Genomic DNA, 12,342 nt, shown 5'->3' with positions numbered 1-12,342 from the left:
AGATGAGATTTCCCAACTAGTAAGACCCCTTGTAGACGACGAGGTTGATAGGTTCGAGGTGGAAGTGCAGCAATGCATGCAGCTGACGAATACTAATCGGTCGAGGGCTTATCCTAATATACCTAAGTGTTCAACTTTACGTAAGTTTCGTATCTAGTTTTCAGGGAACAACTCCCTACTGTGGCGTTTAAGATCGCCCTCGTCCCTATCTTATTGGGGATTAGCCAAGCGGTAAGGCAACGGACTTTGACTCCGTCATGCCTAGGTTCGAATCCTAGATCCCCAGTTTACTTCCTTCTAAGCGGTCGTGGTGGAACGGCAGACACACCATCTTGAGGGGGTGGCGCTCACAAGGCGTGAGGGTTCAAATCCCTCCGACCGCATCCCGGCAACAAATCAGAGAGGTTATGCGAATCGTAGAGCTATCTACGAATTGCATAACCTCTTTTTTTGTCGCCGTCCTAACAGGCAAATGCAAAAAAATCCCGTGCTCTTCCAGATGAGCACGGGATTTTTGTCGTTATTTTTTATCCGCCAGCCAAGTGGCAACAGCGGAAATTTCGTCGTCGCTAAGTCTGCCTTTGAAGCTCGGCATAGCGCCTTTTCCGTTCGTAATGATGCCGGTAATTTGGTCTTTGGACAGTTTACCGCCTACTTTTTGCAGATTGGGACCTACGGCTCCCTCTAGATTGCCACCGTGACAGCTCACGCAGTTCGCCTTGAAAACGGTCTGTGCATCCGCTTTGGTCCCTGCCGTGCTTTGCGTTGCGGCTGGAGATGTCGTGGCTGTGGCAGCAGGGCTTGTTGCCGGCGGAGTTTCTTTTTTACCGCAAGCAGCGAGCGATCCTGCAAGCAGCAGCGTCAGGACGATTAACGTTTTCTTCATGTGTGTGTACTTCCCCTCAAATATTTGTAATAACGCTATCCTTACATTGCCCTCATTTTAATTTTTTCATACGAGATTCATGAATAAGATATTTAGCGAGTGCTCATGATATCCATAACTACCATAAGCAACCTGTCATTGAATAAATTCCAAGGAGGCAAACAGTATGGCTGAGAACAAAGAAGACAGAACCCCCGATCAGTCGAGGCGCAGTTTCCTGAAATATACCGGTACCGCCATAGGCGGAGCTGTTGTCGGTGGCGTGATCGGCAGTGCAATATCCGGAGGATTTAAGAATAAATCTGCGACACCGGCCCCATCGCCTAGCGCAACGCCGCAAGCTCAGGCAGGCGTGGACTACAATCGGGCGCCCATGTTTTTCAACCAGGCTCAGCTGCAAATAACGGAGGCCGCGGCCGAACGCATATTTCCGAAGGATGACAGCGGTCCGGGGGCGTCGGAGCTGGGGGTTGCCTTTTATATTGACCATCAGTTGGCAAGCCCTTGGGGCGTCAATGCCCGAACTTACCGGACAGGCCCCTTCGTGAAAGGGGAAGTGACACAGGGTGACTACTTAAGCATCCAACGCCACGAATTGATTACGATGGGGCTGCAGAGCATGGAGGACGCCAGTAAGTCCAAATATAACAAGACGTTCGTAGAGTTGGCGCCTGAAGAACAAGATGCCATCCTCAGCTCGATGGAGAAGGGCGAAATCACGGTGGTCAACGGGGTTACGGGAAAAACCTTTTTCAATCAATTTCGTGTGCTTGTGATGGAAGGGGTATATGCCGATCCCTTGTACGGAGGCAATAAAGATATGCAAGGTTGGAAGATGCGCAAGTATCCGGGCAATCAAATGAGCTACACGAACATCATAGACAAGGATCAGTTCGTCGTTATGGAGCCGCGCACATTGCATGATCATTTTGTTCATTAATTGGCAAATTCAATGAGGGAAGGGAAAGCATATGGCAACGAAAATGCCGAAAGTTCCGGTAGTGATTGTTGGAATGGGATGGGTCGGGGGCATCATCGCCGCGGAATTAACCAAGCAAGGCGTGAAGGTAGTTGGACTTGAGCGAGGTAAACCTAGAAGCACCCAAGATTACTTTATGGTGCATGACGAGCTGCGCTACGCTTCACGGTACGATCTGATGCAGGATCTTTCCAAGGAAACGGTCACGTTCCGGAATACAGACAAAGTTGCAGCTGTGCCTATGCGGGAATACGGATCTTTCCTGCTGGGCGAAGGGCTGGGCGGAGCGAGCATCCACTGGAACGGACAGACGTACCGCTTTCTTCCGTATGATTTTGAAATCTACAGCAAAACGGTCGAGCGTTACGGCAAACAGAAAATTCCTGAAGGCATGACGATTCAAGATTGGGGTATCACCTACGACCAGCTGGAGCCTTATTTCGATAAATTTGAAAAGCTGGCAGGCATCTCCGGCGATCAGGAGCAGAATCCGTTGGTGGGCAAGCGTTCGAATCCATTTCCTACGAAGCCGATGATTAAGACGCCGATACTGAAGCTGTTTGAAGAGGCGACCAAAAAGCTCGGCTATCATCCTTACATGATGCCGTCGGCGAACTTGTCGGAGCAGTATACGAATCCCGACGGGATAACCCGCGCCGCATGTCAGTATTGCGGGTATTGCGAACGCTTCGGCTGCGAGTACGGAGCTAAGGCCGACGCTGTCGTCACCGTGCTTCCCGTGGCGCAGAAGACAGGTAACTTTGAACTGCGCTCCTACTCCAATGTGATTCAAGTCATTCATGACGGCAAGAAAGCTAGCGGAGTCCTGTATGTCAACACGGTGACAGGCGAGCAATTCGAGCAGCCTGCGGATGTGGTCATTATGGCCAGCTATGTGTTCAATAACATTAAGCTCTTGCTCACTTCGAAATTAGGCAAGCCCTATGATCCGTCATCCGGTAAAGGCGTCATCGGCAAAAATTACTGCTACCAAACGAACGGCGGCTCAGCGACAGGATTTTTCGACGATAAGGAGTTCAACTTGTACGCTGGAGCCGGCTCGCTCGGGATGGAAATTCCCGACTTCAATGGCGATAATTTCGACCATAGCAATTTGAACTTCATCCACGGAGCCGGCATTCGCATCTCCCAAACCGGGCAGCGTCCGATCGCCACCAATTCCGTTCCCAAGGGGACCCCGACATGGGGCAAGGACTTTAAGCAGAAATCGCTGAAATACGCAAACAGCGTGCTGGCCGTCTCTCCGCAAGGTGCCAGCATGCCGTGGAAGCATCATTATGTGGACTTGGACCCTACATATAAAGATGCGTACGGATTGCCGCTTGCGCGGATTACGTTCGATTTTGAAGAACAGGACCGGCAGATGATCAAATTCGTCAGCGGGAAAGCCGCTGAAATTATGAAAGAAATGAAACCGACCACCATCGGGTCATCGGATCAGCTTGGACCTTACAATATCGTGCCCTACCAATCCACGCATAACACCGGTGGGGTCATTATGGGCTCGGATCCGTCTACTTCCGCGGTCAACTCGTATCTGCAAATGTGGGATGCGGAAAATGTGTTCGTCGTCGGAGCGTCGGCTTTCGCTCACAACAGCGGATACAACCCGACAGGCACGGTCGGCGCGTTAGCCTATAGAGCCGCCGAAGGAATCGCCAAATATTTGAAACAAGGCGGCATGGTTGTTTAGCCAGCAGGGAACAAGGAGCATGATCGGCCATTCAGCAAGGAGGGATGTCATGGAGCAGGAAGATTGGATCCTCCACTTGACGGAAATACGCAAGCGGCTGCTCATCGTACTTGCTTGGTTTGTTGTCACGTTAAGCGCAGGGCTGTACTTGGCCGGGGATATTCTGCTGTTTTTGAAATCGCAGCCCTTGATCGGTGAAATTCAATGGAATGTGTTCTCCTTTACGGATGGGCTCATGATCTACATGAAGTGCGCATTCCTCGTCGCCCTGCTGTTCACCGTTCCGGTGCTGCTATACCAATTATGGGCGTTCGTCCGCCCCGGGTTGACGGAAGCCGAATCGAGAAGCGCTCTTCCGTATATTCCCGTAGCTTTCGCGCTGTTCATCATCGGCATCTCGTTCAGCTATTGGGTCGTTTTCCCTATGATGATTCGTTTCATGATGCGCATGAATCAGACGATAGGGGCAATTGAAACGTATGGAATTGACCGGTATTTCGGTTTTCTGTTCCAGATCGTCTTTCCGATGTCGATTGCCTTCGAGCTGCCGGTTATTATTTTGTTCCTGACCAAAATCGGATTGCTCACGCCGGAGCGGCTAAAATGGTCGAGAAAATACGCGTACCTCGCCTTAACTATCACGGGCTCATGCATTTCGCCGCCGGACATGATATCTCATCTCTCCGTGACGGTGCCGCTGATTCTACTGTTCGAAATTAGCGTTCTGGCTGCCAATTGGCAGTGGAGAACGATGAAGCATAGCTCCGCCAACAGCTAACGCTTCAAACAAAGGAGGATACCTATGTTTAATAATATCGGAGTTTCGGGTTTGATTTTAATTCTGGCGATAGCCTTGATCGTCTTCGGTCCATCCAAGCTGCCGCAGCTAGGCAGAGCGTTCGGCGATACGCTGCGTGAATTCCGCAACTCGACACGCAGCATCATCGACGATGGCGAGCGCGGGGAGCATTTGATCGAGAATGAAGGGAAGAAGCCGTTTTGACGGTATGAAATAGGTCGGAATTGGAGCCTCTGCGGGGGCTCTTTTTTTGTGTGCATTTGTTATATAAAAATAAAAGAAATTCACTTTGTTATCGCACAATTATCTTCACAAAGTTATATAATAAATTAGTTGAACATAAATGTAATAATACAATGATCGGCATATTGAAGGGAGAGATCGTTCATGAGCAGCTTGTCTTCATCGATGGAGCATGAGAGAATGGCGGTTATCCGGCGGCGTCCTTATGATTATCAAAGAGTGCTCGCCAATCGTACGGAACGCAGGGAGCACGATGAATGCGGTGAAACGGCGTTGTATGCCCTGTCTCCAATCTGTTTGGCCTTGTATTATGCCTTCGACCAGGAAACTATTGCGGAGTAAATGGCGCAATCCATAAAAGGAAAGATACCTGCTGAGTGAATAGCAGGTTTTTTTGTGCCGACACGAAGCTGCAGCTTGGTACAAATTTACTTTTCCAATTCTCCTATACTATACTTACGTTAATGTTATAGTACAGTTCAGCGAGGTGCGACGATGAGCGCAGGCCATTCAGAGCTTCATACAAAGCATGAACAGATTACGAAATACATCGAATCCTTGCCTGTCGGCACCAAGCTGTCCGTTCGGCAAATCGCGCAAGATCTGGACGTTAGCGAAGGAACGGCATACAGGGCCATCAAGGAAGCTGAAAACGCCGGGCTCGTCAGTACCAAACGCCGAATCGGCACGATCCGAATGGAGAAGAAAGAAGAGCCTGTCATTGACAAACTGACGTTCGCGGAAATTGTGAATGTCGTGGAAGGCACCGTGCTTGGCGGCTCCAGCGGCATCTACAAATCATTGAACAAATTCGTCATCGGCGCCATGCAGCTGGAAGCGATGCTGAAATATATCGAAGCAGGCAATCTGCTCATCGTAGGGAATCGTGTGCAAGCGCACATGTGCGCACTCAGCCAAGGGGCCGGGGTGCTGATAACCGGCGGCTTCGATACGACTCCTGAAGTGAAAGAGCTGGCGGATGAATTGCAGCTGCCGATTATCGGCAGTTCGTTCGATACGTTTACGGTGGCCACGATGATCAATCGGGCGATGGAGGACCGGCTGATCAAGAAGAAAATATTGCGCATCGACGATATCATGGGGAGAGATCGCCCGGTATACTCGCTTCTAGGCACGAATACAGTCAAGGACATGCAGAAGCTAGTGGAGGAAACCATGCATACCCGGTATCCCGTTATCGATGAACAACACATTCCGATCGGTATGATCACGACCAAAGACATCGTGGGAGCTAAGCCGGAGCAGCCTGTCAGCACGTTAATGACACCGAACCCGCTTGTGATCTCATTAACGACGTCGGTTGCCTCTGCCGGACACATGATGGTATGGGAAGGGATCGAGCTGCTGCCGGTGATTGACGGCGGACGCCGCATGATCGGCGTCATCTCCCGCAAGGACGTTATGAAAGCCATGCAGCATATGCAGCAGCAGCCGCAGAACGCGGAAACGTTCGAGGTGCAAATCTATGCGGGGATTGACGAGCTGCGGGACGCGGAAGGCAAGCTGTTTTTTAAAGGTACGATTACGCCGCAAATGACGAATTTCGAAGGCCTCGTTTCCGAAGGCGTTTTGACGACGATAATGATCCGCGCCGCTTACCGCACCGTTCAGGATCAGAAGAAGGGGGATCTCATGCTGGACAGCTCCTCCTCCTATTTCCTGATTCCGCTGCAGATCGACGATGTTATTACGATTGTACCGACGATCATCGAGATGAGCCGCAGATTTTGCAAGATAGACATGGAAATTGTGGCGAACGGCCTAAGAGCGGCCAGAGCGATGTTCACAGCGCGTATTCTATAAATATTGAGGAGGAACAAGGTCATGCTAGCTTCCATTCGAAAAAACGATAACGGCGGCTTCCTGGTTCAATACGACCGGCCGCTGCCGCATGCTGCCGCAAAGGTGTGGGCAGCGCTTACGGAGAATCATCTATTGGAGAAATGGATGTCCAATCTTCAGACCGTCGATCTGCGTCAAGGCGGCGTGATCCGCTTCCATATGAATGACGGTACAGGCGCATTTGAGAATTTAGAGATTACCGATTATGAAGCTTTCGCGGTGCTGGCGTTCACGTGGGGGGCTGACCGCGTCCGGTTCGAAGTATCGGACAAGCCCGAAGGCTCGCTGCTCGTGCTTCAAGAGTTCGTCGGCACTTTGACCGAGCATACGCCCAAAGATTTGGCGGGCTGGCACGTCTGCCTGGATATGCTGTCTGCACTGCTGGACGGACAAGCGATCGACTTTCCGATGGATCAATGGAAGGTATGGTACGAGAAGTATATCGAATTGGTCCATCATAGCAAAGAATAAAATAGGGCTGTCTCCGAGGTCTTGAAGACCCGGGGACAGCCCTTGTTCGTGCAGCTCTTAGCGAGCCGAGACAGTCTCTATTTCTTTAACGCTTTGATAAATAAGGTTAAACAGCTCTTCCAGGCTGCTTTCTTCGATGCAGGAGAACGCAACGCGCAGATCGGTTTCGCCTAGGGCAATGGTGCCTACGCCGTACTGGTTCAGCAGATGAACGCGCAGTGCTTCGGCATCGACCGTTTTGAGCTTCAAGCACATGAAATACCCGGAGTTGAATGGGTAGTAGCCCCATGCATCATCGAATTTGCCGCTGTCCAGAATCGCTTTGGTACGGTTGGCGCGGCCTTTCATGATTTCGTACTTCTCCTGCTTCTGCTGCTTGAACTCCGGTGAATTCAAGGCATGAAGCACGAAGGTTTGGGAAGGGTGAGGACCGCTGGAAATCGTCGCACGGATGATCCCCATTGTCTTCTGCTCCAGAGCGCTAAGCAGCGCTTCGCTTTGTCCCGCATAAGTGATGAAACCTACGCGGAAGCCCCATACGTACTCTTCCTTGGTCGCTCCGTCGATTTTCACGGCGAGTACGCGCGGATGAATGTCCGCCAATTTGCCGAATAGCGACTCGTGCAGAGAGCCTTCGAAGAAAAGGCCGAAGTAAGCGTCATCCGTCAGCACGACGACGTTAATGCCGGCTTCAGCGGCTTCCTTGATGGCTGCGGCAATCTCATTGCCTTCCTCGGCGCCGGGCGTGTAGCCTGTCGGATTGTTCGGGAAGTTCAAGACAACGATCGCCTTGCCTTTGGATTGCTGGGCCAGAAGCGCATCGCGCAGACCTGCAGCATTAAACCGCTGCTCTTCGTTGTACAGCGGATAATTCACGATTTGGGCGCCGCGGCGAATTTCAAAGGTTAATTCGTAATTCTCCCAATTCTTATCAGGGATAATCACGGTGTCTCCAACATCCGCGAACAGGTCGGCGGCAATGCTCAGGCCGTGTGTCAAGGCGTTCGTCACGATCGGGTTGCCGATCAGCTTGCTGCCGATCTCCGGGTTTTCTTCGAGCATCTTTTTGCGCCATGCCGTACGAAGCTCGGGCTTGCCGGCTGGCGGCGCGTATTCATATATATCTTTTGGCGCATAAGTGGAGAGGGTGTCTTGAATGACCTTCAAATGCATCGGCTGACCGTTCTCGATAGCAATGCCGATTGTTGCATTGTATTTCTTGGCTTTCGCCTTCGCTTCAGCGGACTGGCTGAGAATGCCTTCTTTCGGGAAGTAAATCGATCTACCTAATGCAGAAAGCATGTTAAATACGTGAGAATTTTCACGTTCCAGGGTCTCGTTTAACTGTCTTGCCAGAGGATTCATAAGCATGGGTCATTCCTTCCAATTTGCTATTCATTTTTTGCAGTTATTATACCACTTTCACTCCCGTACGTCACTGCGCGAAACAAATTTATTTTGGCTAGGATGGCTATCCTCGGCTACACGCTGACTCTGTCCAAAAAGCCCTCCAGCCGTTGTTTGACTTGGGGCCATTCCCGGTCCAAAATGCTGAACATGACCGTGTCCCTGACATACCCGTCGTGAAGCACACGGTGCTGGCGGAGCACCCCTTCCTTGTGAGCGCCGAGGCGAGCGATGGCGGTTTGGGAGCGCTCGTTTCTCAGATCGGTTTTGAGCTGAACGCGAAGCAGCTCCAATTGTTCGAAACTATGCCGCAGCAGCAAATATTTGCATTCGGTATTCACTCTCGAGTGCCATACGCGCGGATTGTACCACGTATGGCCGATCTCGGCGTGCCGGTTGGCGGCCGAGTAATCGAACAGCCGTGTGCTTCCGACGAACGTATCCGTATGTTTGTCATAGACGCTGTACGGCAGACCCAGTCCTGCTTGCTGTTCATCCAGCGCTTGACGGACAAACTGTTCGACGGCCGAGCGATGCGGCAGCGGCGTCATATAGCTCCAGATCGCCGGGTCGGCGGCGGCTTCCGCCAATCCGCTAATATGCGACTCCTGCATAGGCAGCAGGACGACTTGCGTTCCTTCTAGAAGCGTAGGTTGGAAATTCATAGGGCATCTACTCCTTGTCTTTCTTTTGATTTTATGAGATTTTAGATAGCATAAAGGAAAAATGGCTTTGTAAGAAGGTCCAATTTCCGACTGTTTGTATGTACCAATCGGGAATGCTTTTGGATCAAACTAATGGAGGACAGTATGGAGTTTCACATCCCTTATCGTTCCTATCGGGATCGCTATTCGAGCAAATATGCTGCGCTGTATCATGCTCTGCACGACAGCATTCTGGGAGGCAAGCTGCAGCGCAATACGAAACTGCCGTCGAGCCGCGAGCTCGCGGCCCTGTACGAATTGTCGCGCGGCACGGTGAACCAGGTCTACGATATGCTGATCGCCGAAGGCTATTTGCAGGCCGATGTGGGGAGAGGAACATTCGTCGTCTACAGCGGGGGGACGGGGAAGCAGCAGCCGTTCGCCGGCAAACCGATTCAATTGTCCGACTGGGGGCTTCGGGTTTGCGCAGCGGATGATCTGGGGCGAGGACAGCGGCAGATTCGAGATCAAGGTCAGGGGAACAGTCCGGGGCCTGAGTACGGGGCAGGGAAAGAGCGGGTATCCTTTACGATGGGTCACCCGCTTATCGAACAATTCCCCCGGGAGCTGTGGAACCGCGGGATGTACGAACAGGTGCGGCGCATGACGGAGTCCCCGCAGGAAGAAGCCTACATCGCCGAGGGGCACTATGCGCTTCGCGAAGCGATCGCACAGCACCTGAGGCGGATGCGCGGCATTGATGCGCCGCCGGAGCGCATCGTCATCACAGGCGGGTCGATGCAAGCCATCGCGCTGCTGACCCAAGTGCTCGTGAATGAAGGCGATCCCGTCATCCTGGAGCGCCCGGGCTACCAAGGCGCCGCCAAAGCGGTGCTGGCGGTAGGCGGCGTGCCCGTCCACGCGGCGGTGGACGGGCAAGGCTTGATCCCGCAGCCGTGGAACGCCCGGCTGCTGTTCGTAACGCCCAGCCGCCAATTCCCCACGGGGGCGGTGCTGGGCCTGGACCGCCGCCAGCTCCTGCTGCGCTGGGCGGCGGAGCAAGGCGCTGTCATCGTCGAAGACGACTATGACAGCGAGTTCAGGCACCGCGGGCGGCCGATCGAGCCGCTCAAGGTGCTGGACCAGGAGGGCCGGGTGGTCTACATCGGCACCTTCTCCAAAACGATGCTGCAGGACCTGCGCATCGGCTATGTTGTGCTGCCGGACGCGCTGCACGGCGCGTTCGCAGCCGCGAAGCGGCTGTATGAGCCGCACCCGTCGGGGCTGCTCGAACAGCGCTCGCTCGCCGCATTCATGGCGAGCGGCGGCTACGAGCGTCACCTGCGCCGCATGCGGCGGGTGTACGCGAGCAAGTTCCTGCTCCTGCAGGCGCTGCTGCAGGAGCAGCTCTCCACCCTCTTCGATTGGGTGGAGAGCGATGCGGGGCTGCATCTGTTCGGCTGGTGGCGGGGGGACCCCCGCACCTATGCCGCTTATGCAGCCGAGTGCCGCCAAGCCGGCGTCGAGTGGAGCGACGCCGCGTCTTATGCTTTGCCCCCGGGCCGGGCCGGGGTTATCTTCGGCTTCGCGCATCTGACCGAGGACGAAATCCGCCGAGGTGTGGCAATCTTAAGGCAAACCTATGAAAATACCGTTTGTTCACCAAAATGATTTTGGCATGATTGACAGAGTATGCTATTATCAACATGTGGTCAATTAATTATTTATTGTAGGAGTGATCCCAGGATGGCAGGATTAAATGGTGGAGGCACAAGTGTGATTGTGCGTTTGGAGATACATAAGGAACTGGTCACATTTGGGAAAATTGCAACGGCCATTGGCGATGCCGGCGGCGACATCGTTGCGATTGACGTAACGCGGGCCAGCAAAACAACGACAACACGGGATATTACCGTCAATGTCAACGATCCGGAACATACCGAGGCCATTGTTAAAGTGTTGAAAAGTATTCCAGGCGTTCGGATTATCAACGTCTCCGACCAAACGTTCCTCATGCATTTGGGAGGTAAGATTGAAGTCACTCCGAAAGTGCCGATCAAAAACCGGGACGATCTGTCCCGTGTCTATACACCTGGGGTCGCCCGCGTTTGTATGGCGATTCATGAAGACCCGGTCAAAGCTCATTCTTTGACGATCAAAAGAAATACCGTTGCCGTTGTGTCCGACGGTACGGCCGTCTTGGGGCTCGGCAATATCGGTCCCGATGCGGCGATGCCGGTGATGGAAGGGAAGGCCATGCTGTTCAAGCAGATGGCCGGGGTCGATGCTTTCCCGATCTGCTTGGATACACAGGATACGGAAGAAATCATTCGCACGGTGAAGGCGATCGCTCCGGCGTTCGGCGGCATTAACCTGGAGGATATTTCGTCGCCGCGCTGCTTTGAAATCGAAGAGCGCTTGATCAACGAGCTGGATATCCCTGTTTTTCATGACGATCAGCACGGAACGGCGGTTGTGATCCTTGCCGGGCTGCTGAATGCCGTGAAGGTGGTCGGCAAAGAGCTCGAGAACTGCAAAGTCGTCGTTACGGGCATCGGCGCGGCGGGGATTGCTTGTACGAAAATGCTGCTGGCCGCAGGCGTGACCAATGTCATCGGCGTAGACCGCCAAGGGGCGATTGTGCGCGGCGAGAGCTACGCGAATTCCGCATGGGATTGGTACGCCAACAATACGAATCCTCACGAGCAGAAAGGCACTTTGTCTGACGTGATCGCCGGCGCGGATATTTTCATCGGCTTATCCGGACCGGGCGTGCTGAAAGTGGAGGATGTCAAACGGATGGCTGCCGATCCGATCGTCTTCGCGATGGCCAATCCGACGCCGGAGATTACGCCGGAAGAAGCGGAGCCATACGTGCGCGTTATGGCCACCGGACGTTCGGATTATCCGAACCAGATTAACAACGTGCTGTGCTTCCCGGGTATTTTCCGCGGCGTATTGGATTGCCGGGCTTCCCGCATCACGCAAGAGATGAAGCTGGCCGCTGCCAAAGCGATTGCTTCGGTTGTAGGCGAAGACGAGTTGAATGAGTACTACATCATTCCGAGTGTATTCAATCACGCTGTTGTTGAAAAGGTGCGCGAAGCCGTCATGGAAGCCGCTTATGAAGCCGGCGTGGCCCGCCGCCGCACGCAGCGCGAGCATCAAGAGGCGCATCACGAATAATAAAAAGCCCGAGGCAGCTCTTATGAACTGTGACCCGTAGGATAGACACTTTTAAAAAAAGTGTCTCCTACGGGTCTTTCTATGTTTTAATGAGGTTATAAAAGAAGCGAGGTATCGGGATGGCTAATAAATTATTTACAGAATTGGATA

At 52.9% G+C, this 12,342-nt stretch carries 12 protein-coding genes, 2 tRNA genes and 1 rRNA gene; 12 read left to right on the top strand and 3 right to left on the bottom strand.

Features of this window, described 5'->3' with window-relative positions:
- From PUT07_RS35245 to PUT07_RS35235, 3 genes are all read left to right on the top strand, one after another.
- Positions 1–116 (top strand): 23S ribosomal RNA (locus tag PUT07_RS35245); the annotation flags it as partial.
- Between the two features lie 98 nt (positions 117–214).
- Positions 215–286, top strand: a tRNA-Gln gene (locus PUT07_RS35240).
- Positions 287–301: 15 nt separating this feature from the next.
- Positions 302–383: transfer RNA gene (locus PUT07_RS35235), tRNA-Leu, on the top strand.
- A gap of 137 nt (positions 384–520) precedes the next feature.
- Here the strand turns inward: PUT07_RS35235 and PUT07_RS35230 are convergent.
- On the bottom strand, positions 521–886 hold the full coding sequence (locus PUT07_RS35230) for a c-type cytochrome (protein WP_274473510.1): 366 nt from the start codon (positions 884–886) through the stop codon (positions 521–523).
- Between the two features lie 166 nt (positions 887–1,052).
- Here PUT07_RS35230 and PUT07_RS35225 point away from each other — a divergent pair, with 166 nt between their 5' ends.
- From PUT07_RS35225 to PUT07_RS35195, 7 genes are all read left to right on the top strand, one after another.
- Positions 1,053–1,826, top strand: a complete 774-nt coding sequence (locus tag PUT07_RS35225; protein ID WP_274473509.1) for a gluconate 2-dehydrogenase subunit 3 family protein — start codon at positions 1,053–1,055, stop codon at positions 1,824–1,826.
- Between the two features lie 31 nt (positions 1,827–1,857).
- Positions 1,858–3,579 carry a GMC family oxidoreductase gene (locus PUT07_RS35220; RefSeq protein ID WP_274473507.1) on the top strand — a complete coding sequence of 574 codons (1,722 nt, stop codon included), beginning with the start codon at positions 1,858–1,860 and terminating at the stop codon, positions 3,577–3,579.
- Positions 3,580–3,628: 49 nt separating this feature from the next.
- Entirely contained in the window at positions 3,629–4,357 is a 729-nt protein-coding gene (gene tatC, locus PUT07_RS35215) for a twin-arginine translocase subunit TatC (RefSeq protein WP_274473506.1), read from the top strand.
- A 24-nt stretch (positions 4,358–4,381) separates the two neighbouring features.
- Positions 4,382–4,582 (top strand): twin-arginine translocase TatA/TatE family subunit, encoded by a 201-nt coding sequence (tatA, locus tag PUT07_RS35210; protein ID WP_274473505.1) that lies wholly within the window; start codon positions 4,382–4,384, stop codon positions 4,580–4,582.
- Between the two features lie 183 nt (positions 4,583–4,765).
- Positions 4,766–4,963 carry a hypothetical protein gene (locus tag PUT07_RS35205; RefSeq protein ID WP_274473504.1) on the top strand — a complete coding sequence of 66 codons (198 nt, stop codon included), beginning with the start codon at positions 4,766–4,768 and terminating at the stop codon, positions 4,961–4,963.
- Positions 4,964–5,116: 153 nt separating this feature from the next.
- Complete coding sequence (locus PUT07_RS35200; RefSeq protein WP_274473502.1) at positions 5,117–6,445, top strand: DRTGG domain-containing protein; 1,329 nt, start codon at positions 5,117–5,119, stop codon at positions 6,443–6,445.
- Positions 6,446–6,466: 21 nt separating this feature from the next.
- On the top strand, positions 6,467–6,955 hold the full coding sequence (locus PUT07_RS35195; protein WP_274473501.1) for an SRPBCC family protein: 489 nt from the start codon (positions 6,467–6,469) through the stop codon (positions 6,953–6,955).
- A gap of 57 nt (positions 6,956–7,012) precedes the next feature.
- Here PUT07_RS35195 and PUT07_RS35190 read toward each other — a convergent pair whose 3' ends face one another.
- Together PUT07_RS35190 and PUT07_RS35185 are read right to left on the bottom strand one after the other, a co-directional pair.
- Complete coding sequence (locus PUT07_RS35190) at positions 7,013–8,320, bottom strand: aminotransferase class I/II-fold pyridoxal phosphate-dependent enzyme (protein WP_274473511.1); 1,308 nt, start codon at positions 8,318–8,320, stop codon at positions 7,013–7,015.
- Between the two features lie 116 nt (positions 8,321–8,436).
- On the bottom strand, positions 8,437–9,027 hold the full coding sequence (locus PUT07_RS35185) for a GNAT family N-acetyltransferase (protein WP_274473499.1): 591 nt from the start codon (positions 9,025–9,027) through the stop codon (positions 8,437–8,439).
- 144 nt (positions 9,028–9,171) lie between these two features.
- Between PUT07_RS35185 and pdxR the strand changes: the two genes are divergently transcribed.
- Positions 9,172–10,677, top strand: coding sequence for a MocR-like pyridoxine biosynthesis transcription factor PdxR (gene pdxR, locus PUT07_RS35180; RefSeq protein ID WP_274473497.1), 1,506 nt, complete (start codon positions 9,172–9,174; stop codon positions 10,675–10,677).
- Positions 10,678–10,752: 75 nt separating this feature from the next.
- Positions 10,753–12,192 carry an NAD-dependent malic enzyme gene (locus PUT07_RS35175; protein ID WP_274473496.1) on the top strand — a complete coding sequence of 480 codons (1,440 nt, stop codon included), beginning with the start codon at positions 10,753–10,755 and terminating at the stop codon, positions 12,190–12,192.
- Positions 12,193–12,342 lie beyond the last annotated feature (150 nt).

The organism is Paenibacillus sp. MAHUQ-63, from assembly GCF_028765165.1.
Classification (GTDB): domain Bacteria; phylum Bacillota; class Bacilli; order Paenibacillales; family NBRC-103111; genus Paenibacillus_E.
Note: the sequence above shows the minus strand (reverse complement) of the source record. Positions and strands in the feature narration are given on the sequence as shown.

Coding starts and splice junctions, on each gene's coding strand:
- PUT07_RS35205 (WP_274473504.1), top strand. CDS start 4,766: ATGAGCAGCTTGTCTTCATCGATGGAGCATGAGAGAATGGCGGTTATC.
- PUT07_RS35230 (WP_274473510.1), bottom strand. CDS start 886: ATGAAGAAAACGTTAATCGTCCTGACGCTGCTGCTTGCAGGATCGCTC.
- tatA (WP_274473505.1), top strand. CDS start 4,382: ATGTTTAATAATATCGGAGTTTCGGGTTTGATTTTAATTCTGGCGATA.
- pdxR (WP_274473497.1), top strand. CDS start 9,172: ATGGAGTTTCACATCCCTTATCGTTCCTATCGGGATCGCTATTCGAGC.
- PUT07_RS35185 (WP_274473499.1), bottom strand. CDS start 9,027: ATGAATTTCCAACCTACGCTTCTAGAAGGAACGCAAGTCGTCCTGCTG.
- PUT07_RS35195 (WP_274473501.1), top strand. CDS start 6,467: ATGCTAGCTTCCATTCGAAAAAACGATAACGGCGGCTTCCTGGTTCAA.
- tatC (WP_274473506.1), top strand. CDS start 3,629: ATGGAGCAGGAAGATTGGATCCTCCACTTGACGGAAATACGCAAGCGG.
- PUT07_RS35225 (WP_274473509.1), top strand. CDS start 1,053: ATGGCTGAGAACAAAGAAGACAGAACCCCCGATCAGTCGAGGCGCAGT.
- PUT07_RS35220 (WP_274473507.1), top strand. CDS start 1,858: ATGGCAACGAAAATGCCGAAAGTTCCGGTAGTGATTGTTGGAATGGGA.
- PUT07_RS35175 (WP_274473496.1), top strand. CDS start 10,753: ATGGCAGGATTAAATGGTGGAGGCACAAGTGTGATTGTGCGTTTGGAG.
- PUT07_RS35190 (WP_274473511.1), bottom strand. CDS start 8,320: ATGAATCCTCTGGCAAGACAGTTAAACGAGACCCTGGAACGTGAAAAT.
- PUT07_RS35200 (WP_274473502.1), top strand. CDS start 5,117: ATGAGCGCAGGCCATTCAGAGCTTCATACAAAGCATGAACAGATTACG.